Below are 23,393 nucleotides of genomic sequence, written 5' to 3'. Positions count from 1 at the left end.
CAAAGCGGAATTAAACGTTGGCCTCCAGCCAGCCTTGCAGCAGCAGGGCGGCGGCGATGGCGTCGACCGGGTTGTCGCGGTAACTGCCGTGACGGCCGCCACGGGCCATCTGCTCGCCCTTGGCTTCGAAGGTGGTCAGGCGTTCGTCGTGGGTGTGCACCGGCAGGTTGAAACGGCCGTTGAGGCGCCGGGCGAATTTCTCGGCACGCTCGCTCATCTCGCTGGGGGTGCCGTCCATGTTCAGCGGCAGGCCGACGACGATGGCATCGGGTTTCCATTCCTTGATCAGTTTTTCGACCTGGTTCCAGTCCGGCACGCCGTTCTGTGCCTTGAGTACGCAGAGCTCGCGGGCCTGGCCGGTGATCACCTGGCCGACGGCCACGCCGATCTGTTTGCTGCCGTAGTCGAAGCCCAGCAGCAGGCGCAGTTCGGCCATCAGGCGTGCCCCGCCTGGCTGGTGAGCAGGCTCAGGTTGATGCCGAGGCTGGCAGCGGCCGCGCCGAGGCGCTGTTCGTTGTCCATGCCGAACAGGATCGCGGGGTCGAACGGGCAGTTGAGCCAGGCGTTGTCGGCCAGCTCCGCTTCCAGCTGGCCGGCTTCCCAGCCGGCATAGCCGAGGGTGATCAGGCTCTTTTTCGGGCCCACGCCGGCGGCGATGGCCAGCAGCACGTCCTGGGAGGTGGTCAGCGACAGGCCTTCCAGGGCCACGGTGGCCTGGAAGCTGCACTCATCGCTGTGCAGCACGAAACCACGGTCGGTCTGCACCGGGCCGCCCAGGTAGATGGGCACCTGCAGCGTGCTGGTCGGGGGCGTTTCGTCGGGGCGCAACTGTTCGAGAATGTCGCCCAGGTTCAGCTCCTGCGGGCGGTTGACCACCAGCCCCATGGCGCCGTTGGCGTTGTGCTCGACGATGTAGGTAAGGGTGTGGGCAAAGTTCGGGTCGGCCATGTGCGGCATGGCGATCAGGAACTGGTGCTTGAGGTAGCTGGGGGCGAAAGTTTTCATGAGCGCTAGTGTGGCGCCAGGTGGCGGGGCTGGCAAGGTGCGCAGTACCTGTGGGAGATCACCCAGCCCTGTGGGAGCGGGTTTACCCGCGAAGCAGGCAGCGCGGTGCATGGCACCGGCTTTGCCGGTGTTCGCGGGTAAACCCGCTCCCACAGGGATTTTGCAAGCTTGAAGTCAATTGCTCGACAGCTTGTCCCCGCGGGCAAACCGCCAGGTGCGAATGATCTCCAGTCGGTCAAACTCCGCCATGTCCCCGGTAAACGGCGCGAACGGCGCGGCCAGCCGCACGATGCGCTGGGCCGCCTGGTCCAGCACTGGCTGGCCAGACGATTCCAGCACCAGCACTTCATACAGCGAGCCATCGCGGTTGATCGACACCATCAGCCGCAGGCTGCCGTACAACTGCTGGCGCCGTGCCTCGTCGGGGTAGTTGAGGTTGCCGATGCGCTCGACCTTCTTGCGCCACTCTTCCTTGTACCAGGCGCCCTTGTCGCGCATGGTCGAGGCCGCATTCAGGCGATGGATGCGCGGGCGTTTGGCGTACAGCTGCTGTTCGTTGGACAGCTCGGCCTCAAGGCTGGCGATCTGGCTGGACAGCTGCGAGCTGTCGAAGTCCGGCACTTTCGCCTCGGCCTTGGGCTGCGGTTTGCTTTCCTTCGGCTTGGGCTCGACCTTCTGCGGTTGCGGTGCCTGGGTGGCGACCGCGGACTTCGATGGCGCGGGCGGCGACTCTACTCTCGCGGCCGGCGGCGGGGTGATCTTGTTGATCTTGCTGTCCTGGAACGGCGCCACCTCGGTGGTCTTGGGTACCGCTTTCTTGTCCAGGGTGCCGCTGCCCTGCTGGTTTTCCTGGGCCTGGAAATCGGCCTTCTCGGGCGCCTTCTCGCTCTTGAAGGTGGCCAGGGTGATGTCCATGGTGTGGCGGATTTCAGCGGGTTTGATCACCGTGAAACCGACGCCCAGGATCAGTGCCAGGTGCACCAGCGCGGCCAGGAACAGGGTAAAGCCGAGCCGATCCACCGGGCGAACGCGGGGTGGCAGCAGGTCAGCGGGGATGTCGGCGGGGAGCGTCATCGGGTATCCAAAGGCAGCTTCGAGTCACAAGCTGCAAGCTTCAAGCAGAGGCGGCTGAGTGCAGGCCTGCTTTTACTTGCGGCTTGCAGCTTGAAGCTTGCGGCTGCGCATCATACCCCACTGTGCGGTGTTGCCACCTGTCCTCGGTCAGCGCGCTTGCAGCTTGCGATCAATGGCATCCATCAGTTTGCCGCCGATATTGGTGTTGAAGGCAGCGTCGATCTCGCGGATGCAGGTCGGGCTGGTCACGTTGATTTCGGTGAGGTGCTCGCCGATCACGTCCAGGCCGACGAACAGCAGGCCCTTCTCGCGCAGGGTTGGGCCAACCTGGGCGGCGATCCAGCGATCGCGGTCGCTCAGCGGGCGGGCTTCGCCACGGCCACCGGCGGCCAGGTTGCCGCGGGTCTCGCCGCTGGCCGGGATGCGCGCCAGGCAGTAGTCCACCGGCTCGCCGTCGATCATCAGGATGCGCTTGTCGCCGTCCTTGATCGCCGGCAGGTAGGCCTGCGCCATGATCTGCTGGGCGCCCAGGGCGGTCAGGGTTTCGAGGATCACCGACAGGTTGGGGTCGCCGACCCGGTGGCGGAAGATCGAGGTGCCGCCCATGCCGTCCAGCGGCTTGAGGATCACGTCGCCATGCTTGGCGGCGAACTCACGGATGATGTCCGGACGGCGGCTGACCAGGGTCGGCGGCGTGCACTGCGGGAACAGCGTGGCGAACAGCTTCTCGTTGCAGTCGCGCAGGCTCTGCGGGCGGTTGACCACCAGCACGCCGTCGGCCTCGGCCTGCTCCAGCAGGTAGGTGCTGTAGACGAACTCCATGTCGAACGGCGGGTCCTTGCGCATCAGGATCACGTCCAGCTCGCTGAGCAGGCTGTCCTGCTCGTCGCCCAGCTCGAACCAGCGCGCCGGGTCGGCAAACACCTTCAGTGGGCGCATCCGCGCGCGGGCTTTGCCTTCGCCCTGATACAGGTCGCGCTGTTCCATGTAGAACAGGCTCCAGCCACGCTCCTGGGCGGCCAGCAGCATGGCCAGCGAGCTGTCCTTTTTATAGGAGATGGACGCGATAGGGTCCATGACAATCCCGAGGCGAACGCTCATGGGGTAATTCCTCTTGGCGGCGAGTGGCCGCGATGGCACGAAAAAGTGGCTCAGGGTGGCGCCGGGCGCGCGCCCGGTCAAGGGGGCGGGCAGATGGAATGGCCCTGCGGAGTGTGCTAAAAAGGCTCGATCCAGCTTCAGGCCGCAAGCTATAAGCTACAAGACAGAGGCGCTGCGCAGCGATCTGCTTTTTCTTGTCGTTTGAAGCGTGCAGCTTACCGCTCATTCAATGTGGCGCAATTTATGGAACAACCCCTGAAGGTGATGGTGATCGACGATTCGCGCACGATCCGCCGCACTGCCCAGATGTTGCTCGGCGAGGCGGGCTGCGAGGTGATCACCGCCAGCGATGGCTTCGACGCCCTCGCCAAGATCATCGACCACAAGCCGCGGATCATCTTCGTCGATGTGCTCATGCCACGCCTGGACGGCTACCAGACCTGCGCACTGATCAAGCACAACAGCGCCTACAAGGACACCCCGGTGATTCTGCTTTCTTCCCGCGACGGCCTGTTCGACAAGGCCCGCGGCCGGGTGGTCGGCTCCGACCAGTTCCTGACCAAACCTTTCAGCAAGGAAGAACTGCTCGACGCAATCCGCGCCCATGTGCCCGGTTTCGCCGCGCAGGACCCAATCGCACCCTGACGCCGCCCAGTTGAAGGCGGCGTCTCACGTTCCTCATGGGGAAACAGCATGGCCCGAGTTCTGATTGTCGACGATTCGCCGACCGAGATGTACCGCTTGACCGAGTGGCTGGAAAAACACGGCCACCAGGTGCTCAAGGCCAGCAACGGCGCCGACGGCGTGGCCCTGGCCCGTCAGGAGAAGCCCGATGCGGTGCTGATGGACATCGTCATGCCCGGCATGAACGGCTTCCAGGCCACCCGCCAGCTGAGCAAAGACCCGGAAACCAGCGCCATCCCGGTGATCGTGGTCACCACCAAGGACCAGGAAACCGACCGCATCTGGGCCACGCGCCAGGGCGCCCGCGACTTCCTGACCAAGCCCGTGGAAGAGGACGCGCTGATCGCCAAGCTGGTCGAGGTGCTCGGCGCTTGACCACTCGCCCTCAGGGCGCGGCACTGACCGCCTTCGAGCTGCTGCTGGACATCGATCGGCGTTGCCGCCTGCTGGTGGCCGACCAGCCGCTCCAGGACACCCGCCTGCAGCAGTGGAGCGGCATCGGCTTTCGCATTGCCGGGCAATGGTTCGTCGCGCCCATGGGTGAAATTGCCGAAGTGCTGCGTGAGCCGCGCAGCAGCCGGGTGCCGGGGGTACAGCCCTGGGTATGCGGGGTGGCCAACCTGCGTGGGCGGCTGTTGCCGGTGATGGACCTGAGCGCGTTCTTCGGCTTAGGCCCTGCGGCGGCGGGCAAGCAGCGGCGGGTGCTGGTGCTGGACCACGAAGAGCTGTTCGCCGGGCTGCTGGTGGACGAGGTGGTGGGCCTGCAGCACTTCGCCCTGAGCAGCCTCGAACTGTCGCCGCCGCAGCCTTTGATCCGCGCCGCCGCACCCTTCGTGCAGGGGCATTTCCCCCGTGAGCGCAACTGGGCGATCTTCAGCCCGTTCGCCCTGGCCCAGGCGCCGGGCTTTCTCGATGTGGCGTTGTAGAGGACTTTCGACGTGAACAAGCCTGGCCCCTCCGTTTCCCCCGCCGCCGTGGCCCAGCGCCCGCGCAGCAGCGCGCAGATCACCGTGCTGTTCGTGGTGCTGATCCTGTCGATCGTGCTGCTGTTCGCCAATTTCGCCTACCTCAACACCCAGGCCAACCACGACAAGCAGTACATCGGGCATGCCGGCGAGCTGCGCGTGCTGTCCCAGCGCATCGCCAAGAACGCCACCGAGGCGGCAGCCGGCAAGGCCCTGGCGTTCCGCCTGCTCAGTGATGCGCGCAACGATTTCGAGCGGCGCTGGAGCTACCTGCGCGAGGGCGACAAGGCCACCGGCCTGCCCGCCGCCCCGGCCACCGTGCGCGACGAAATGGACGCGGTGCGCCAGGACTGGGAAAACCTGCGCAAGAACACCGACACCATCCTGGCCAGCGAACAGACCGTGCTGTCGTTGCACCAGGTGGCGGCCACCCTGGCCGAGACCGTGCCGCAGTTGCAGGTCGAGTACGAAAAGGTGGTGGAGATCCTGCTGCAAAGCGGTGCCCCGGCCAGCCAGGTGGCGGTGGCCCAGCGCCAGCTGTTGCTGGCCGAGCGCATTCTCGGCTCGGTCAACACCGTGTTGGCCGGCGACGACAGCTCGGTGCAGGCCGCCGACACCTTCGGCCGCGACGCCAGCCGTTTCGGCCAGGTGCTCGAAGGCATGCTCGCCGGCAACCCGGCGATCCAGGTGACCCGGGTCGAAGACGCCGATGCCCGCGCGCGCCTGGCTGAAATTGCCGAGCTGTTCCAGTTCGTTGCCGGCTCGGTGGACGAAATTCTCGAAACCTCGCCCGAGCTGTTCCGTGTGCGCGAAGCCGCCGGCAACATCTTCAGCCTCTCGCAAACCCTGCTCGACGAGGCCTCGCACCTGGCCAACGGCTTCGAAAACCTGGCCAGCGGGCGCACCCTCGACACCGTCGGCGGCTACGTGCTGGGCCTGCTGGCGCTGGCGTCGATCATCCTCATCGGCCTGGTGATGGTGCGCGCCACCCACCGCCAGCTGCGCGAAACCGCCGAGAAGAACGAGCGCAACCAGCAGGCGATCATGCGCCTGCTCGACGAAATCGAAGAGCTGGCCGACGGCGACCTCACCGTCACGGTGGCGGTCACCGAAGACTTCACCGGCGCCATCGCCGACTCGATCAACTACTCGGTCGACCAGCTGCGCGACCTGGTCGCCACCATCAACCACAGCGCCGAGCAGGTCGCCGCCGCCGTGCAGGACACCCAGAACACCGCGCGCCAGCTGGCCAAGGCCTCCGAGCACCAGGCCGCGCAGATCAGCGAGGCCTCCGAGGCGGTGGGCGACATGGTCGAGTCGATCGACCGGGTATCGGCCCACGCCTACGAGTCGGCCAAGGTGGCCGAGCGTTCGGTCGCCATCGCCAACAAGGGCAACGAGGTGGTGCACAACACCATCAACGGCATGGACAACATCCGTGAGCAGATCCAGGACACCGCCAAGCGGATCAAGCGCCTGGGTGAGTCGTCCCAGGAAATCGGCGACATCGTCAGCCTGATCGACGACATTGCCGACCAGACCAACATCCTCGCCCTCAACGCGGCGATCCAGGCCTCGCTGGCCGGCGAGGCCGGGCGCGGCTTTGCCGTGGTCGCCGACGAAGTGCAACGCCTGGCCGAACGTTCGTCGTCGGCCACCCGGCAGATCGAGGCGCTGGTGCGCACCATCCAGGCCGACACCAACGAGGCGGTGATTTCCATGGAGCAGACCACCGCCGAAGTGGTGCGCGGCGCACGCCTGGCGCAGGACGCCGGGGTGGCGCTGGCCGAGATCGAGGGGGTGTCGCAGACCCTGGCCGAACTTATCCACAGCATCTCCGACGCTGCCCAGCTGCAAACTTCGTCCGCCGGGCAGATCTCCCACACCATGGCGGTGATCCAGCAGATCACCGCGCAGACCTCCGCCGGTTCCGGCGCCACCGCCGACAGCATCCGCCACCTGGCGCGCATGGCCAGTGAAATGCGCCGCTCGGTGTCGGGCTTCACCCTGCCGGCCGCGGCCGAGCGCCGCTGATGGAGCAGTCCATGACGTCGGTGGTGGCGAGCAGCGAACGGCACGACACGGTCGCCCTGGCCTGGACCAAGGCGCCCATCCTCGACTGCCTGGGCCAGGCGCGCCAGGCCCTGGAACATTTCACCGGGGCGCCGGACGACCTGTCCAACCTGACTTTCTTCGTCGACAACCTGCACCAGGTGCATGGCTGCCTGCGCATGCTCGAGTTGCCCGGCGCCACGCGCCTGGCCGAAGAGCTGGAACTGCTTGGGCGGGCCATGGCCGAGGGCCAGGTCAGCCCCCGCGGCGAGTGCCTGGGCGCGCTGTTCCGGGGCCTGGAGCAACTGCCGCCGTACCTCGACCGGCTGCGCGGCGCGCGCCACGACCTGCCGCTGGTGGTGATGCCGCTGCTCAACCAGCTGCGCGCCTGCCGGGGCGCCGAGGCGCTGGCCCAGGGCAGCCTGCTGGGTGAGCTCGGCACGCGCCTGGCCGGTGCCGAAGACCTGGCCAACCTCGACCTGTCGCTGGGCAACTGGCGCGAGCACATGCAGGCCGGCGCCGGGCGCGATGCCTTACGCTCGGTGGTCTCGGCCCTGTGCGACGACCTGATGCGCATCAAGGACCAGCTCGACCCCCTGGTCAGTGACGAGCGGCCGCCACGGGCGCCGCTGCAAGCCTTGCTCGCACCGCTGCGCCACGTCGCCGATACCCTGGCGGTGCTGGGCTTCCAGCAGCCACGGCGGGTGATCATCGACCAGGTGCTGGCGTTGCAGGCCCTGGTCGAGCAGGACGACAGCGTGAATGAAGCGGTGCTGATGGATGTGGCCGGGGCGCTGCTGTATGTGGAAGCGACGCTCAACGGCATGGTCGGCCCGCTGGAAGAAAGCCAGCCCGGCAGCCTGCCCGGCTCGGACCTGGCCGAGATCCGCCAGTTGGTACTCCACGAGTCGCTCAACGTCTTGCAGCAGGCCAAGGACCTGATTGGCGACTGCCTCGAGTCGGACTGGTCGCGCCAACGCCTGCAGGCCCTGCCTGGGCTGTTGCAGCAAGTGCGCGGGGCGCTGGCGATGCTGATGCTGCCGGCCGCCGCCGAGGTGTTCGCGGGGGCCGCCGGCTATGTGCAGGGTTGGCTGGTGCACCTGGAGGACGAGCCACTGCCCGACGAGCTGGCGCACCTGGCCGACGCGCTGTGCGCCGCCGAGGCGTACCTGCAATGGCGCGTGGCCGACCCGTTGGCCGATGCGCAACCCTTCATCGAGATGGCCCGCGCCAGCCTGGCTGCACTGGGTGTGCAGTGCCAGGCGCTGGAGCCGTCGGCCAGCAGCGGCCGGGCCGTGGATGGCATCGATGACGAGCTGCGCGACGTATTCCTCGAAGAAGCCGGCGAGCTGCTGCCGGAAATCGAACGTCACTGGCTACGCTGGCGCGCCGACAACAGCCTGCGCGATGCGTTGATCGAAGTGCGGCGCGCCTTGCATACCCTCAAGGGCAGTGGGCGCATGGTCCATGCCGAGGCCGTGGCGGAGCTGGCATGGGGCGCCGAGCACCTGCTCAACCGGGTGCTGGAGGGGCGTATCGCGCTCAGCGCCGAGGGGCTGGTCGCGCTGCAGCAGGTGTTTGTGCGCTTGCCCGACTTGCTGGCCGATTTCGCCGCCAGCCAGTTGCCGGCCAGCGCCGAGATCGAGCAACTGGCCGCCCACCTGCATGCGCTGGCGCTCAACGACGCCGCGCCCGGCGCCAGCATCGACGGGCTCGACCCGCAGCTGCTGGAGATCTTCCGCAACGAGGCCCAGGGCCATTTGGCCGGCCTCGATGCCTTCCTGCACACGGCCAGCGGCGAAGGCACGCCGGTCAGCGACGGCCTGCAGCGCGCACTGCACACGCTCAAGGGTAGTGCGGCCATGGCCGGGGTGATGCCGGTGGCCGAGCTTGCCACCGCGCTCGACCGCCTGGTGCGTGAGTACAAGGGCCACGAACTGCCCCTGCTGCTGGTGGAAATCGAACTGCTGGAAGCGGCCCGGGCCTTGTTCCACCTGGGCCTGGCGCAACTGGGCAGCACGCCGCTGGCGCCGATCACCGGTGCCGCCGCGCTGATCGAACAGGTCGGTCAAACCGTCGATGCACGCCTGGCGCAGTTGCACAGCGACCCCCACCAGGTGCGGCGCAGCCGTCGCGACCCACAGTTGATCGCCGCTTTCCTGGCCGCAGGCATGGACACCTTGCTCGACGCCGAGGCGCAACTGGCGCACTGGCAGCAACAGCCGGCGCTGCGCCAGGCGCTGGACCCTTTGCTGGATGCCATGACCAGCCTCAGCCATGCGGCTCACCAGGCCGAGCTGTGGCAGGTGGATGAAATCTGCGAAGGCTTGCTCGACCTGTATGGCGCGGTGGAAGAGGGCAGCCTGGCGGCCACGCCGAGGTTCTTCGAAGTGGCCGGCCAGGCTCATGAAGTGCTGCTCGATATGCTCGACGAGATCGCCGCCGGGCAGGACCTGAATGCGCGCCCCGAGTGCCTGGCGGCCTTGCGCGGGTTGCTCGACGATGCGCTCGACCCGTCGGTGATGGGCGTGGTCGGTGCCGAGGGGGTGACGCCGCTGCCGGCGCCAGCCTTGGTCGAGCTGTTCCTGGAGGAGGCCGGGGATATCCTCGACAGCGCCAACCAGGCCCTGCAGCAGTGGCAAGGCGAGCCGGGCAACGTCACCGTGCTGTCTTCGCTGCAACATGATGCACTGACCCTCAAGGGCGGGGCGCAGATGGCCGCGATCGGCGCGGTGGAAGTGCTCGCCCAGGAGTTGGCGCTGCTTTACGAAGGGCTGGTGGACCGTCGCCTGGGGGCCAGCGCAGCGCTTTTCGACTTGCTGCGGCGCAGCCATGCGGCCCTGGCCGAGATGCTGCACAGCCTGCGCCAGGGCGAGGCTCCGGTCTCGGCAGTGACGCTGCTGGGCGAGCTGCGCGAGTTTCGCCAGACCGCGCCGCCGCCCAGCCCGGCCGAGCTGCCCGGCACGCCCGAAGAACAGGCCCAGGCCGCAGGCGACAAGGAGCTGCTGGAAGTATTCCTCGAAGAGAGCTCCGACATCGTCGAGAGCGCCGCCGATGCCCTGGACCGCTGGCAGGCCGATCCGCGTAGCACGGTCGAGGTGGAGAACCTGCTGCGAGACCTGCACACCCTCAAGGGCGGCGCGCGGATGGTCGAGATCGCCGCCATTGGCGACCTGGCCCATGAACTGGAATTCCTTTACGAGTTGCTGGCCGCCGGCAGGCTGCCGCCGACGCCGGCCTTGTTCAGCCTGCTGCAGAACTGCCACGACCGCCTGGCCCACATGCTCGATGCCGTGCGCCTGGGCCAGCCGCTGCATGCCGCCACGGCGCTGATCGACTACATCCGCAACTTCTCCAGCGCCGCGCTGACCGACAGCGCCGCCGCCGCGCCGCAGGTCGAGGCCACGCCCGCCGAGCTGCCGGCCGCCGCGCCGGAGCGGGCCGGGGACATGATCAAGGTCGATGCCGAGCTGCTCGACGACCTGGGCAACCTGGCCGGTGAGCACACGGTGATCCGCGGGCGCATCGAACAGCAGGTCAACGATGCGCAGTTCGCCCTCAACGAAATGGAGACCACGCTGGAGCGCATGCGCGACCAGTTGCTGCGCCTGGACATCGAAACCCAGGGGCGGATCTCCAGCCGCCAGCAGTTCGAGGGCGACGCCTACGACGACTTCGACCCGCTGGAAATGGACCGCCACTCGCAGTTGCAGCAGCTGTCGCGGGCCCTGTTCGAATCGGCGTCGGACCTGCTCGACCTGAAAGAGACCCTGCTGCAGCGCTCCCAGGAAACCCACAGCCTTCTGCAGCAGCAGGCGCGGGTCAACAGCCAGCTGCAGGAAGGCCTGACCGCCACCCTGATGGTGCCGTTCGAACGCCTGGTGCCGCGCTTGCAGCGGGTGGTGCGGCAGGTGGCCAGCGAGCTGGGCAAGCAGGTCGAGCTGGTGGTCGGCAACGCCGAAGGCGAGCTCGACCGCAGTGTGCTGGAGCGCATGGTGGCGCCGCTGGAGCACATGCTGCGCAACGCCGTCGACCACGGCCTGGAGGGCCGCGAGGCGCGCCTGGCTGCCGGCAAGCCGGAGCAGGGCACCATCCACCTCAACCTGCTGCATGAAGGCGCCGACATCGTCATCGAAATGAGCGACGACGGCGCCGGGGTGCCGCTGGAAGCGGTGCGCAACAAGGCGATCAAGCGCGGCCTGCTCGACCCCCAGGCGCGCTTGAGCGACCACGAGATCCTGCAATTCATCCTGCGCCCCGGGTTCTCCACGGCCGAAAAGATCACCCAGATTTCCGGACGCGGCCTGGGCATGGACGTGGTCCATGAAGAGGTCAAGCAGCTGGGCGGTTCGATGAGCATCGAGTCCAGCCCGGGCAAGGGCGCGCGTTTTCTCATCCGCCTGCCGTTCACCGTGTCGGTGAACCGGGCGCTGATGGTGCACCTGGGCGATGAGCAGTACGCCATCCCGCTCAATACCATCGAAGGGATAGTGCGGGTGCCGGCCGCAGAGCTCGAGGCCTGCTACCGCCTCGACCCGCCGCGCTACACCTACGCCGGCCACGACTACGCCCTGCGCTATCTCGGCGAGCTGGTGCAGGGCGGTGGCCAGCCCGGGCTGCTGGGCCAGAGCGTGCCGCTGCCGGTGCTGCTCACCCATTCCCAGGAGCAGTCGTTCGCCATCCAGGTCGACAGCCTGTCGCCCAGCCGCGAGATCGTGGTCAAGAGCCTCGGGCCGCAGTTCGCGGCGGTGCCGGGGCTGTCGGGTGCGACGCTGTTGGGCGATGGCCGGGTGGTGCTGATTCTCGACCTGCTGGGCCAGTTGCGCGGCCAGCAACGGCGCCTGGCGCGCCTGCCGGGTGCCGGCGACGGCCAGCGCGCGCTGACCGGGCCTGCACCGCGCCGGGCGTTGCTGGTGATGGTGGTGGATGACTCGGTGACCGTGCGCAAGGTCACCAGCCGCCTGCTGGAGCGCCACGGCATGAGCGTGCTGACCGCCAAGGACGGTGTCGATGCCATGGCCCTGCTCGAAGAGCACCGCCCGGATGTGCTGTTGCTGGATATCGAGATGCCGCGCATGGACGGCTTCGAAGTGGCCACGCGCATCCGCCGTGACGAGCGCCTCAAGCAACTGCCGATCATCATGATTACCTCGCGCACGGGGCAGAAGCACCGTGAGCGGGCCATGGCCATCGGCGTCAACGAGTACCTTGGCAAGCCGTACCAGGAGTCGGTCCTGTTGCAGAGCATCGCCCACTGGAGCCAGCACCATGCTTGACCATATCGCCGGGCAGCGCAGCAGCCTGACCGGGCTGTTGCTGCCCCTGGGCGACCGTGCCCTGGTGCTGCCGAACGTGGCGGTGGCCGAATTGATCGGCCACCGCGCCATCGCCTGTGAGCCGGGCGAGCCCGGCTGGCACCTGGGCTGGGTCGACTGGCGCCAGCAGCGCTTGCCGCTGGTCGGTTTCGAGGCCGCCTGCGGTGGGCACACCCCGTGCGGGGAGCGGGCGCGGATCGTCGTGCTCAATGCCCTGGGCGATACCGGGCTGCGTTACCTGGCGCTGCTGCTGCAGGGGATTCCGCGTTCGTGCAAGCTCGACAGCCAGCTCAATTACGTGGATGTGCCGCTGGCCGCGCTGGAGCTGGCGGCGGTGCAGGTGGGCGAGCAAGTGGCGCGGGTGCCGGACCTGGCGGGGCTTGAGCGGATGGTGCGTGACGCGCAATTGCAACCTGGCCTTGGTTAGGATGTAGGCAGTCCCGGCCCTATAGCGGGGCAAGCCCGCTCCCACGCTCGAGAGCAAACCGTGGGAGCGGGCTTGCCCCGCGATGAGGCCGTCAGGAACCCTGCTGGCCCTCGGAGGTCTGTGCTTGCATGTATTACGGTGAACGTTTCAATGCCTGGACCCACCTGGTCGGCGCGGTATTGGCCTGCATCGGCGCGGTGTGGCTGATCGTCGTCGCGGGCCTGCAGGGCGATCCCTGGAAGATCGTCAGCTTCTCCATCTACGGCTTCACCCTGCTGCTGCTCTACAGCATCTCCACCCTCTATCACAGCACCCGCGGCAGGGCGAAGCGGGTCATGCGCAAGCTCGACCATCTGTCGATCTACCTGCTGATCGCCGGCAGCTACACACCGTTCTGCCTGGTCAGCCTGCGCGGGCCCTGGGGCTGGAGCCTGTTCGGGGTGGTCTGGGGGTTGGCGCTGATCGGCATGCTGCAGGAGATCAAGCCGCGCTCGGAGGCGCGCATCCTGTCGATCGTCATCTACGCGGTGATGGGCTGGATCGTGCTGGTGGCGGTCAAGCCGTTGCTGTACAGCCTGGGTACCGCCGGCTTCACCTGGCTGGCGGCCGGCGGTGTGTTCTACACCGTCGGCATCCTGTTCTTCGCCTTCGACAGCCGGTTCCGGCACTGGCACGGCATCTGGCACCTGTTCGTCATCGCCGGCAGCCTGATGCACTTCGTCGCGGTGTTCTTCTACGTGAGTTAGAAATCGCCCCACAGCTGTTGCGCCACCGACAGCGCCACCACTGGCGCGGTCTCGGTGCGCAGCACCCGCGGGCCGAGGCGGGCGGCGTGGTGGCCGGCGGCCTTGGCCTGCTCGACTTCGGCATCGCTCAGGCCGCCTTCGGGGCCGATCAGGAAGGCCAGGCGTGCGGGCTTGGGGTGGCTGGTCAACGGCTCGGCCACCGGGTGCAGCACCAGCTTGAGGTCGGCCTCGCAGGCCTTGAGCCATTCGGCCAGGGTGAGCGGCGGGTGGATCACCGGCAGGGTCGAGCGGCCGCACTGCTCGCAGGCGCTGATGGCCACCTGGCGCCAGTGGGCCAGGCGTTTGTCGGCGCGCTCGTCCTTCAGGCGTACTTCGCAGCGTTCGCTGACGATCGGGGTGATTTCGTTGGCGCCCAGTTCGGTGGCTTTCTGGATGGCCCAGTCCATGCGCTCGCCACGGGACAGGCCCTGGCCGAGGTGGATGTGCAGGGGCGATTCGGCCTGGCCGGGGAGGGCCTGGTCGAGACTGACGCGCACGCTTTTCTTGCCGACCTCGAGCAGTTGGCCAAGGTATTCCTGGCCGCTGCCGTCGAACAACTGCACGGCGTCGCCGGCAGCCATGCGCAGCACGCGGCCGATGTAGTGGGCCTGGGCTTCGGGCAGGTCGTGCTCGCCGAGGGCCAGGGGGGCGTCGATGAAGAAGCGGGAGAGTCTCATGGTTCTGCTCGGGAAAAGGTTGTCATAGACCCTGTGGGAGCGGGTTTACCCGCGAATGCGGCGGCGTGGCCACCATGGTATTCGCGGGTAAACCCGCTCCCACAGGGTATGCGGCGATGCTGCTGGTTAGCCCGGATCGCGGAAGTCGGGGTGGAAGTTGGCCGGTACCGCCACACTGACGCTGTCGCGGGTGGCAATGTCGATACCTTCGCTGGCCACTTCGGCGAGGAAGTCGATCTGCTCCGGGGTGATCACGTAAGGCGGCAGGAAATACACCACGCTGCCCAGCGGGCGCAACAGCGCGCCGCGGGTCAGGGCGTGCTCGAACACCTTCAGGCCGCGACGCTCCTGCCAGGGGTAGGCGGCCTTGCTGGCCTTGTCCTGGACCATCTCGATGGCCAGGGCCATGCCGGTCTGGCGGATCTCGGCGACGTGGGCATGGTCGGCCAGGTGCGCGGTGGCACTGGCCATGCGTGCCGACAGGGCCTTGTTGGCCTCGATCACGTTGTCCTGCTCGAAGATGTCCAGGGTCGCCAGGGCGGCGGCACAGGCCAGCGGGTTGCCGGTGTAGCTGTGCGAGTGGAGGAACGCGCGCAGGGTCGGGTAGTCGTCGTAGAAGGCCTGGTAGACCTTGTCGGTGGTCAGGCAGGCGGCCAGCGGCAGGTAGCCGCCGGTCAGCGCCTTGGACAGGCACAGGAAGTCCGGGCGGATGCCGGCCTGTTGGCAGGCGAACATCGTGCCGGTGCGGCCGAAGCCCACGGCGATCTCGTCGTGGATCAGGTGCACGTCGTAGCGGTCGCAGGCTTCGCGCAGCAGCTTGAGGTAGACCGGGTGGTACATGCGCATGCCGCCGGCGCCCTGGATCAGCGGCTCGACGATCACCGCGGCGATGGTCGCGTGGTGCTCGGCCAGGGTCTGCTCCATGGCGGCGAACATGTTGCGCGAGTGTTCTTCCCAGCCCATGCCCTCGGGGCGCAGGTAGCAGTCCGGGCTGGGCACCTTGATGGTGTCCAGCAGCAGCGCCTTGTAGGTTTCGGTGAACAGCGGCACGTCACCCACCGACATCGCGGCGATGGTCTCGCCGTGGTAGCTGTTGGTAAGGGTAACGAAGCGCTTTTTCTGCGGTTTGCCGGTGTTCTGCCAGTAGTGGAAGCTCATCTTCAGCGCCACTTCGATGCACGACGAGCCGTTGTCGGCGTAGAACACCCGGTCCAGGCCGGCCGGGGTCATGGCCACCAGGCGCTCGGACAGCTCGATCACCGGCTGGTGGCTGAAGCCGGCCAGGATCACGTGTTCGAGCTGGTCGACCTGGTCCTTGATGCGCTGGTTGATGCGTGGGTTGGCGTGGCCGAACACGTTGACCCACCAGGAGCTGACCGCGTCCAGGTAGCGCTTGCCCTCGAAGTCCTCGAGCCATACGCCTTCGCCGCGCTTGATCGGGATCAGCGGCAGCTGCTCGTGGTCTTTCATCTGGGTGCAGGGGTGCCACAGGACCTTGAGGTCGCGTTGCATCCACTGATCGTTGAGGCCCATGGGCACTTCTCCTGGCTTGGCGGCGTGGCTTGACCGCGTAAGCCTAAGCAAAGCGGGCAGGCGGGACAACCGCCGGTTGCATTGCTACGGGGCGGCTTCAGACAAAAACTCCAGCCGCTAAAAGCACTTGCTGCGACCAACTGGCAGGGTGTGCGGACCTGACGTATTCTTAGCGCTACTTTCCCTGGGGTATTCCTCCCCTTTTTTCTCAGTGATTTCTGAACCGGAGTTCGCCGACATGGCTGCTGCTTGGGTGCGCCTGTGCGCGTTGGTATTGATTGGTGTGTCCAGCGCTGGCGCGCTGGCCAAGGACAAGACGGCGATCGTCGTCGGTGGCGGCCTGGCGGGCCTGACGGCCGCCTATGAGCTGCAGAGCAAGGGCTGGCAGGTCACCCTGCTGGAGGCCAAGGCGGGCATGGGCGGGCGTTCGGGCCTGGCCACCAGCGAGTGGATCGGCAACAACAAGACCCAGCCGGTGCTCAACCAGTACCTGGAGCGCTTCAAGGTCGGTACCTTGCCCGCGCCGGAATTTGTCCGCACCCCTGGCTACCTGATCGACGGCGAGTATTTCAGCGCCACCGACCTGGCCACCAAGCAGCCGGCCACGGCCGAGGCGCTCAAGCGCTATGAGAAGACCCTGGATGACTTGGCGCGCTCGATCGAAGACCCACTGAACCCGGCGGCCAACAGCACCCTGTTCGCCCTCGACCAGATCAACGTCTCGACCTGGCTCGACAAGCTGCAACTGCCGGCGACCGCACGTCAGTTGGTGAACCAGCAGATCCGCACCCGCTACGACGAACCGTCGCGTCTGTCGTTGCTGTATTTCGCCCAGCAGAGCCGTGTGTACCGCAATGTCAGCGACCGTGACCTGCGCGCCGCGCGCCTGCCCGGTGGCAGCCCGGTGCTGGCCCAGGCCTTCGTCAAGCAGCTCAAGACCATCAAGACCAGCTCGCCGGTCACTGCCATCGTGCAGGACAAGGACGGCGTGACGGTCAAGGTCGGCTCGGTCGGCTACCAGGCCGATTACCTGGTCATGGCCGTGCCGCTGCGTGCGCTGGCCAAGATCCAGATGACCCCAGGCCTGGACAACCAGCACCTGGCCGCGCTCAAGGGCACCAACTACGGCTGGCGCGACCAGCTGATGCTCAAGTTCAAGAGCCCGGTCTGGGAAAGCCGCGCGCGCATGTCGGGTGAAATCTTCAGCAACACCGGCCTGGGCATGCTGTGGATCGAGCCGGCGCTCAAGGGTGGCGCCAACGTGGTGATCAACCTGTCCGGTGACAATGCCCGCTTGCTGCAGGCGTTCGGCGACAAGCAGATGGTCGATCAGGTGCTGATTCGCCTGCATGCGTTCTATCCGCAGGCCCGTGGTGCCTTCACCGGCTACGAGGTGCGCCGCTACAGCACCGACGCTGGCATGGGGGGCGCCTACCTTGCCTTCGGCCCCGGCCAGATCAGCAAGTACTGGCGCCTGTGGGAGCGCCCGGTGCAACGCATCACCTTTGCCGGCGAGCACACCGACGCGCTGTACCCGGGCACCCTTGAAGGCGCCCTGCGCAGTGGCCAGCGCGCCGCCGGCCAAGTGCAGGACCTGGCGGCGGGCAAGTCGTTCGACCCGGTCAAAGCGGTCGCGGCCACCGCAGCGGCAGGTACCGCGGCGGCAGCGGCGGCCAAGGACAAGGGCGGGTTCTTCTCCAACCTGTTCGGCGGCTCGTCCGACAAAGCCGAGAAGGCGCCTGCCAAGCCAGAGCCGGTGAAGGTTGAACAGGCCAAGCAAGACAAACCGGGGTTCTTCTCGCGTCTGTTCGGTGGTGGCGACAAGCCAGAGGTCAAGGCCGCGCCGGTCGCCAAGGTTGAAGAGGTGGCGCCGGCCCCGGCCCCAGCCCCAGCGCAGGCTCCGGCAGCCCCTGCCGTGGTGGCCAAGGAAGAGCCGGTCAAGGCCGTCCCTGCCAAAGCTGCGCCGGCCAAGCCTGCTGCGCAGAAGCCGGCAGCCAAGCAGGCACACAAACCTGCTGCCAAGCCTGCGCCAGTGAAGAAAGCCACGGCCAAGAGCGAGCCCGCGAAGAAGGCGGTGGTGAACAGCCAGGCCAAGGCTGACTGAGCCTTCGCCGTCGTCTGGCCAGGCCTCATCGCCGGCAAGCCGGCTCCCACAGCTTTGAAGTTGATGCGGTTCGTGTGGGAGCCGGCTTGCCGGCGATGAGGGCGGACCAGGCAACACTACCCTGGCATCCAGACCGCAAGCGGCTATCGTTAACGTTTCCTTAATGGCAAGCTTGCAGAATTGTTATCGGATTTCTCGATAATCCTAAGCAAGTTTTTACGCTTTTATTCGATACATTACCCGCTAGTCTTGTGCACAGCTTTCACGGGGAAATACGCCAACATGCAACTGCGCAACTCATCTTCTCGCTATGGCCTGGTCAGCATCATCCTGCACTGGGGTGTGGCGCTGGCGGTCTTCGGGTTGTTCGGCCTGGGGCTGTGGATGGTCGGTCTGGATTACTACGACCCGTGGCGCAAGTCCGGGCCGGACCTGCACAAGAGCATTGGCCTGGTGCTGCTGGCGGTGATGCTGCTGCGCGTGCTCTGGCGTTTCGTCAGCCCACCACCGCCGGCACCGGCCAACCATGGCAAGGTGACGCGCCTGGCCGCCAAACTTGGGCACCTGGCGCTGTACCTGGGGCTGTTCGCGGTGATGATCGCCGGTTACCTGATCTCCACTGCCGACGGCGTCGGCATCCCGGTGTTCGAACTGTTCGAGGTGCCGGCATTGATCAGCGACCTGCCTGACCAGGCCGACACTGCCGGGGTCATCCATTTGTGGCTGGCCTGGGGCCTGGTGATCTTTGCCGTGCTCCACGCACTTGCGGCACTCAAGCACCATTTCATCGACCGTGACGCGACCCTGACTCGTATGCTGGGCCGCAAAGCTTGACTCTCAACCTCAATTGCAAAGGAAGGAAGTAAGGATGTTGAAAAAGACTTTTGCCGCTCTGGCGCTCGGTACCGCTCTGTTCTCCGCCGGCCAGGCCATGGCCGCTGAATACAAGATCGACAAGGAAGGCCAGCACGCGTTCGTCGACTGGAAAATCAGCCACCTGGGCTACAGCTTCATCCACGGCACCTTCAAGGACTTCGACGGCAATTTCACCTGGGACAGCGCCAAGCCTGAGGCCAGCAAGATCAACGTCGATCTGAAAACCGCCAGCCTGTGGTCCAACCACGCCGAGCGTGACAAGCACATCGCCAGCAAAGACTTCCTGGATGTGAAGAAGTACCCGGAAGCCAAGTTCGTTTCCACCAGCGTCAAGTCCACCGGTGAAAAGACCGCCGACGTGACCGGCGACCTGACCATGCACGGCGTGACCAAGCCTGTGACCTTCAAGGCCACCTTCAACGGTGAGGGCAAGGACCCGTGGGGCGGCGAGCGTGCCGGCTTCAACGCCACCACCACCCTCAACCTGAATGACTTCGGCATCAAGGGCCCGGGACCGGCTTCCCAGACCCTCGACCTGGACATCAGTGTCGAAGGCGTGAAGCAGAAGTAATTTGCCTCGGTAACGAAAACGCCGCCCATTGGGCGGCGTTTTCATTTTTGGCCTCATCGCGGGGCAAGCCCGCTCCCACAACAGCCAGCCTGGCTTTATGGGAGCGGGCTTGCCCCGCGATCGCTTGTTAACCCTTGCGGGTCAGCAGCGCTGGGCGCTCACCCCGTGGGCGGCTTGGCAGGTCGTCCAACTGCTCGGGCGTTGGGTAACGATCAAGCTTGGATTCCTTGCGGATGATCACCGGTGCCGGCTGCGAATCGCGCGGATTGCGCACGGCCGGTTCTTGGCGGGCCGAATCGTCACGGCGGTTACGGCCACCGTTGTTGTCGCGACGGGCGCCGCCATTGCTGCCGCCACCGTTACGGGCGCGTTTTTCGCCCGAGCCCTGGTTCTGCCCCTGGCCCTGGCGCTGCTGGCCATTGCCGCGACCTTGGCCCTGAGCCTGACCGCCGGCACCGCCACGCTGACCTTGGCCCTGACCGCCAGTACCACCCGGGCGACGGTTGCGGCCCTGGTTCTTGGCGTTCTGGTAGGGGCTGACGTAGTCGGCACGGTTACCGAAGTTGTCGATGTCGTCGTCCAGGAACTCTTCGGGATCACGGTTGGCCGGCATCGGTTGCGCAGCTTTCTGGCCTTGGCCGCCTTGCTGCTGGCGAGGTTTGCCATCGCGAGGTTTACGCTGGCGGCCCTGCTGCGGCTTGTCGTCGGCCTTGTCCTTGTCTGCCGACTTCTCGGCTGCCGGCTTGCTCTTGCCTTGATCCTTGCCTTTGTCCTTGCGCCCGCCGCTGCCTTCTTTCTTGGCATCGCCACGAGCCTGCTGGTTGCGGCCACCGCGCCCGGCGTTTGGCTGGCGCTCGCGCACCTCTGGTTTCTCTGCCTCGACTTGCGAAGCATCGAAGCCCATCCAGTCGCCATCCGGGATCTTCTGCTTGGTGACGCGCTCGATGCTCTTGAGCAGCTTCTCTTCATCCGGGGCGACCATCGAAATGGCTTCGCCGGAACGGCCGGCACGACCCGTACGGCCAATGCGGTGAACGTAGTCTTCCTCGACGTTGGGCAGCTCGAAGTTGACTACGTGGGGCAACTGGTCGATGTCCAGGCCGCGGGCGGCGATATCGGTGGCCACCAGCACGCGCACGGTGTTGGCCTTGAAGTCGGCCAGCGCCTTGGTGCGCGCGTTCTGGCTCTTGTTGCCGTGGATCGCGGCGGCGGTCAGGCCGTGCTTTTCAAGGTACTCGGCCAGGCGGTTGGCGCCGTGCTTGGTGCGGGTGAACACCAGCACCTGCTCCCAGGCACCGAGGGTGATCAGGTGTGCCAGCAGCGCGCGCTTGTGGCTGGCGGGCAGGCGGTAGACGCGCTGCTCGATACGCTCGACGGTGGTGTTCGGCGGCGTGACTTCGATGCGCTCGGGGTTGTGCAGCAGCTTGTCGGCCAGGTCGGTGATGTCTTTGGAGAAGGTGGCCGAGAACAGCAGGTTCTGACGCTTGGCCGGCAGGCGCGCCAGCACTTTCTTCACATCGTGGATGAAGCCCATGTCGAGCATGCGGTCTGCTTCGTCCAGCACCAGGATCTCGACGTGGGACAGGTCGACGCTGCCCTGGCCGGCCAGGTCGAGCAGGCGGCCAGGGCAGGCCACCAGCACGTCGACGCCCTTGGCCATGGCCTGGACCTGCGGATTCATGCCGACGCCGCCGAAGATGCAGGCGCTGATGAAGTTCAGGTCACGGGCGTAGACCTTGAAGCTGTCATGCACTTGCGCGGCCAGCTCACGGGTCGGGGTCAGCACCAGCACGCGCGGCTGGCGTGGGCCGTGGCGCTGCGATTTGTCAGGGTGGCCACCCGGGAACAGGCGCTCGAGAATAGGGAGCGCGAAGCCGCCGGTTTTACCTGTACCTGTCTGTGCGGCAACCATCAGGTCGCGGCCTTGCAACACGGCGGGAATGGCCCGCTGTTGCACTGGAGTGGGCTGGGTATAGCCCGCAGCTTCGATAGCGCGGACAAGTGCCTCGGAGAGACCGAGGGAAGCAAAGGACATGGGCAATCCTGTTCTCGTGGGGGCTAGGCCCTATGGGGTGTTCTGCCTGGCGCGACGGGCATCGGAGGGATGCGATCGCGTCCGGTCCAGCTGGGCCTTTACTGTGCATCCTGGAGGTGGCGGGTGGGCACTGTGTGTGCTGCGCCGCTACTCGAGATGCCTGCAGTGAGACCGAGCGTCCGGGCGTGAGCCGGGCGGGAAGGCCCGAGTATAACAGAGCAATCAGCGTGTGCTGCGTTCCTGCTGCTCAACGGCGAAAGGAATAGCGTCTTCGCCGATATAGCGCGCATTGATGGCGGCGTAGCCGGGCTCCTGCTTGAAGCGTCGCAGCTCATCGGAAAACGCCTGGGCCAGTTGCTCGCGGCCCGGCTTGCGGGCCAGGCCCAGGTATTGGGTCTGGCGGGCGATCACCAGTGGCAGCGCTTCGACCTGCTGGTCAAGCCCGAGCCTGCGGCTCAGGTAGCGCCCGACTTTGCGGTCGGTGATCAGCAGGTCGATGCGCCCCAGCGCCAGCTTGCCGAAGTTGGCTTCGTGGCTGGGCGCCGATTCGCGGCGAAACAGCGTGGACTCGTTGAAAGCATCGCTATAGGCGTAACCCGGTGAGGTGCCCACGGTCAGGCCTGCGAGGTCTTCGAGTGCCTGCACGGCATGGCGGCGGGTACGGGCCTGGTACAGGACGAACTCGACGTCGGACATCGGTTCGTCCGGGTAAACCATGTAGGCCTGGCGCGAGTCGACCCGGAAGATGTCCATCACGCCGTCGGCCAGGCCTTGCTGGATCATCGCCAGGCAGCGCTTCCAGGGCATGAACTCCCATTGCACATCGACCCCCAGGCGCTTGAACACTTCGTTGGTCACTTCATAGTCGATGCCCCTGGGCTGGCCGTTCTCCTGATAGAGGTAGGGCGCCCAGTCGTCGCTGACGATGCGCAGGCGTTCGCTGTGGGCCAGTGGGCTCAGACAGGCAAGCAGCAACAGGCTCAAGGGGCGTAACAGGCTGAGCAGGGCGCGGGGCAGGGTCAAGGCTGTCTAGTCCGCGATGGCGTGCCCGGCATGCCGATCAGCCTTGGTGCTGATTCAGCAGATGGGACTCGACTTCGCCGCGGCGGCTGCCCAGTGACAGGCGCAGGCCTGGATGGCGCAGGCAGCGCCGCAGTTGCTCCGGGTCGGGCCGGCCATGACGCTGGCTGAGGTTTTCCAGGGCCTTGTCCCACCAGGCCGAGGCGCAGGCGCGGTCGAATTCGTTGGCATACGGATAGCAGCCGTACAGCAGTTCGCGGGCGAACTGCCGATGCTGGCCGGGGAGTATGTAGGTCAACGCCTTGTAGCCCAAGCGGTGTAGGGAGGGTGGCCGTGGCAGTTGGTCGTTGACCAGTGGCACGTCGGCCAGCGCCGCTTCGCTCAGCATGGCTTCACCGTGCTTGCGCAGCCAGGCCTGGATCTTGGCGCGGAACTGGGCCTTGCGGCTCCAGTAGTGATGGATGACGTCGGTACACTCGCTGACCTTGAGCGTGCGATAGGCCGCCACCGCCAGGCAGAATTCCTCGAGGGTGTAGGCTTTCGGGGCGAGCGGGTGGAACTCGTCCATCATGGCGATGGACTGGTCGAGCAGCGCCGCGTCGCAGGCGTTCAGGCCGATCACGCCGGAGTTGAGCAGTGGCATCTGCTCATCGGCCAGGCCGCGCTCCGCGAGGATGCCTGCCAGGGCCTGGTGCAGCACGCAGTGCGGGTTGTCGCCAAAACGCCCGCCGATGGCGTTGCACAACAGCGTGCCGGGCACGACGCGGCGGAACAGCTGCATGGGCGAGGCGCGGAAGAAGGTGTCGGTGTCGATGAGTACCGCCAGCGGGTGCTGTTCGAGGATCTGGCGGATCAGTACGTGCTTGCTGCGAAAGTGATAGCCGTGGGGCTGGTTCCAGGCCTTGCGGGTGGCTTCGTCCAGCAGGTGGGCGGTTACCGGCAGTTGGCGATAGGGTTCGAGGTTGTCGGTGTAGACCTGGATGTCGATGGCTTCGCCGGGCGTGCTGCGCAGGTGCGCGAGGGCGCTGACGATGCTGAAACAGGCTTCCTGGTGATAGGTGGCCGGGCCGAATGCCAGGTAGACGAGCTGAGGATTGGCGGAGACTGGGTGCTGCATACGGGCCGTTAACCTATCGCGAGGCAAAAGTGAAGAAGGCTTTAGCCTAAGC

The 23,393-nt window shown here is 66.4% G+C and carries 19 protein-coding genes; 10 read left to right on the top strand and 9 right to left on the bottom strand.

From position 1 onward, the window contains the following. Positions 1-10: 10 nt before the first annotated feature. From ruvX to gshB, 4 genes are all read right to left on the bottom strand, one after another. Positions 11-436: a Holliday junction resolvase RuvX gene (gene ruvX / locus LOY51_RS24825; protein WP_110994144.1), complete on the bottom strand. Its 426-nt coding sequence runs from the start codon at positions 434-436 to the stop codon at positions 11-13. Then, positions 436-1,005, bottom strand: a complete 570-nt coding sequence (locus LOY51_RS24820; RefSeq protein ID WP_258643488.1) for a YqgE/AlgH family protein — start codon at positions 1,003-1,005, stop codon at positions 436-438. Before LOY51_RS24820 ends, ruvX begins: the two co-directional genes overlap by 1 nt. A 174-nt stretch (positions 1,006-1,179) precedes the next feature. Beyond that, positions 1,180-2,079 (bottom strand): energy transducer TonB, encoded by a 900-nt coding sequence (locus LOY51_RS24815; RefSeq protein WP_258643486.1) that lies wholly within the window; start codon positions 2,077-2,079, stop codon positions 1,180-1,182. Positions 2,080-2,226: 147 nt separating this feature from the next. After that, positions 2,227-3,180 (bottom strand): glutathione synthase, encoded by a 954-nt coding sequence (gene gshB, locus LOY51_RS24810; protein WP_125465835.1) that lies wholly within the window; start codon positions 3,178-3,180, stop codon positions 2,227-2,229. Positions 3,181-3,423: 243 nt separating this feature from the next. Between gshB and pilG the strand changes: the two genes are divergently transcribed. From pilG to trhA, 7 genes are all read left to right on the top strand, one after another. Continuing rightward, positions 3,424-3,825: a twitching motility response regulator PilG gene (gene pilG, locus LOY51_RS24805; RefSeq protein ID WP_110994149.1), complete on the top strand. Its 402-nt coding sequence runs from the start codon at positions 3,424-3,426 to the stop codon at positions 3,823-3,825. A 48-nt stretch (positions 3,826-3,873) separates the two neighbouring features. Next, positions 3,874-4,239 (top strand): twitching motility response regulator PilH, encoded by a 366-nt coding sequence (gene pilH / locus LOY51_RS24800; protein WP_110994150.1) that lies wholly within the window; start codon positions 3,874-3,876, stop codon positions 4,237-4,239. Then, positions 4,236-4,790 carry a chemotaxis protein CheW gene (locus tag LOY51_RS24795; protein ID WP_125465834.1) on the top strand — a complete coding sequence of 185 codons (555 nt, stop codon included), beginning with the start codon at positions 4,236-4,238 and terminating at the stop codon, positions 4,788-4,790. Before pilH ends, LOY51_RS24795 begins: the two co-directional genes overlap by 4 nt. Positions 4,791-4,838: 48 nt before the next feature. Next, complete coding sequence (locus tag LOY51_RS24790; protein WP_258705249.1) at positions 4,839-6,863, top strand: methyl-accepting chemotaxis protein; 2,025 nt, start codon at positions 4,839-4,841, stop codon at positions 6,861-6,863. Between the two features lie 11 nt (positions 6,864-6,874). Further along, positions 6,875-12,157, top strand: a complete 5,283-nt coding sequence (locus LOY51_RS24785) for an Hpt domain-containing protein (RefSeq protein ID WP_258643482.1) — start codon at positions 6,875-6,877, stop codon at positions 12,155-12,157. After that, positions 12,150-12,623 (top strand): chemotaxis protein CheW, encoded by a 474-nt coding sequence (locus LOY51_RS24780; protein ID WP_125860767.1) that lies wholly within the window; start codon positions 12,150-12,152, stop codon positions 12,621-12,623. The genes LOY51_RS24785 and LOY51_RS24780 overlap by 8 nt, the downstream gene beginning before the upstream one ends. A 128-nt stretch (positions 12,624-12,751) precedes the next feature. Beyond that, positions 12,752-13,369 carry a PAQR family membrane homeostasis protein TrhA gene (gene trhA, locus LOY51_RS24775; protein WP_110994155.1) on the top strand — a complete coding sequence of 206 codons (618 nt, stop codon included), beginning with the start codon at positions 12,752-12,754 and terminating at the stop codon, positions 13,367-13,369. Here the strand turns inward: trhA and LOY51_RS24770 are convergent. Both LOY51_RS24770 and LOY51_RS24765 read right to left on the bottom strand, forming a co-directional pair. Then, complete coding sequence (locus tag LOY51_RS24770; RefSeq protein ID WP_258643481.1) at positions 13,366-14,085, bottom strand: 16S rRNA (uracil(1498)-N(3))-methyltransferase; 720 nt, start codon at positions 14,083-14,085, stop codon at positions 13,366-13,368. The two genes, trhA and LOY51_RS24770, sit on opposite strands and share 4 nt — an antisense overlap. A gap of 126 nt (positions 14,086-14,211) precedes the next feature. After that, positions 14,212-15,618, bottom strand: a complete 1,407-nt coding sequence (locus tag LOY51_RS24765; RefSeq protein ID WP_125860765.1) for an adenosylmethionine--8-amino-7-oxononanoate transaminase — start codon at positions 15,616-15,618, stop codon at positions 14,212-14,214. A gap of 238 nt (positions 15,619-15,856) precedes the next feature. Here LOY51_RS24765 and LOY51_RS24760 point away from each other — a divergent pair, with 238 nt between their 5' ends. From LOY51_RS24760 to LOY51_RS24750, 3 genes are all read left to right on the top strand, one after another. Continuing rightward, positions 15,857-17,722: a flavin monoamine oxidase family protein gene (locus tag LOY51_RS24760; protein WP_258643479.1), complete on the top strand. Its 1,866-nt coding sequence runs from the start codon at positions 15,857-15,859 to the stop codon at positions 17,720-17,722. 282 nt (positions 17,723-18,004) lie between these two features. After that, positions 18,005-18,556, top strand: coding sequence for a cytochrome b (locus LOY51_RS24755; protein WP_125860762.1), 552 nt, complete (start codon positions 18,005-18,007; stop codon positions 18,554-18,556). 34 nt (positions 18,557-18,590) lie between these two features. Next, a complete protein-coding gene (locus LOY51_RS24750) occupies positions 18,591-19,169 on the top strand; it encodes a YceI family protein (RefSeq protein WP_125860760.1) in 579 nt (192 codons plus the stop codon). 127 nt (positions 19,170-19,296) lie between these two features. Here the strand turns inward: LOY51_RS24750 and rhlE2 are convergent, their stop codons facing one another. The 3 genes from rhlE2 to LOY51_RS24735 all read right to left on the bottom strand — a co-directional run bounded on the left by rhlE2 (position 19,297) and on the right by LOY51_RS24735 (position 23,341). Beyond that, positions 19,297-21,204 (bottom strand): RNA helicase RhlE2, encoded by a 1,908-nt coding sequence (gene rhlE2 / locus LOY51_RS24745; RefSeq protein WP_258643475.1) that lies wholly within the window; start codon positions 21,202-21,204, stop codon positions 19,297-19,299. Between the two features lie 222 nt (positions 21,205-21,426). After that, positions 21,427-22,227 (bottom strand): substrate-binding periplasmic protein, encoded by an 801-nt coding sequence (locus LOY51_RS24740; protein ID WP_374046875.1) that lies wholly within the window; start codon positions 22,225-22,227, stop codon positions 21,427-21,429. A 37-nt stretch (positions 22,228-22,264) separates the two neighbouring features. Next, positions 22,265-23,341 (bottom strand): hypothetical protein, encoded by a 1,077-nt coding sequence (locus LOY51_RS24735; protein WP_258643474.1) that lies wholly within the window; start codon positions 23,339-23,341, stop codon positions 22,265-22,267. Between the last annotated feature and the right edge of the window lie 52 nt (positions 23,342-23,393).

The organism is Pseudomonas sichuanensis (assembly GCF_024749065.1).
Lineage (GTDB): Bacteria > Pseudomonadota > Gammaproteobacteria > Pseudomonadales > Pseudomonadaceae > Aquipseudomonas > Aquipseudomonas sichuanensis.
Note: the sequence above shows the minus strand (reverse complement) of the source record. Positions and strands in the feature narration are given on the sequence as shown.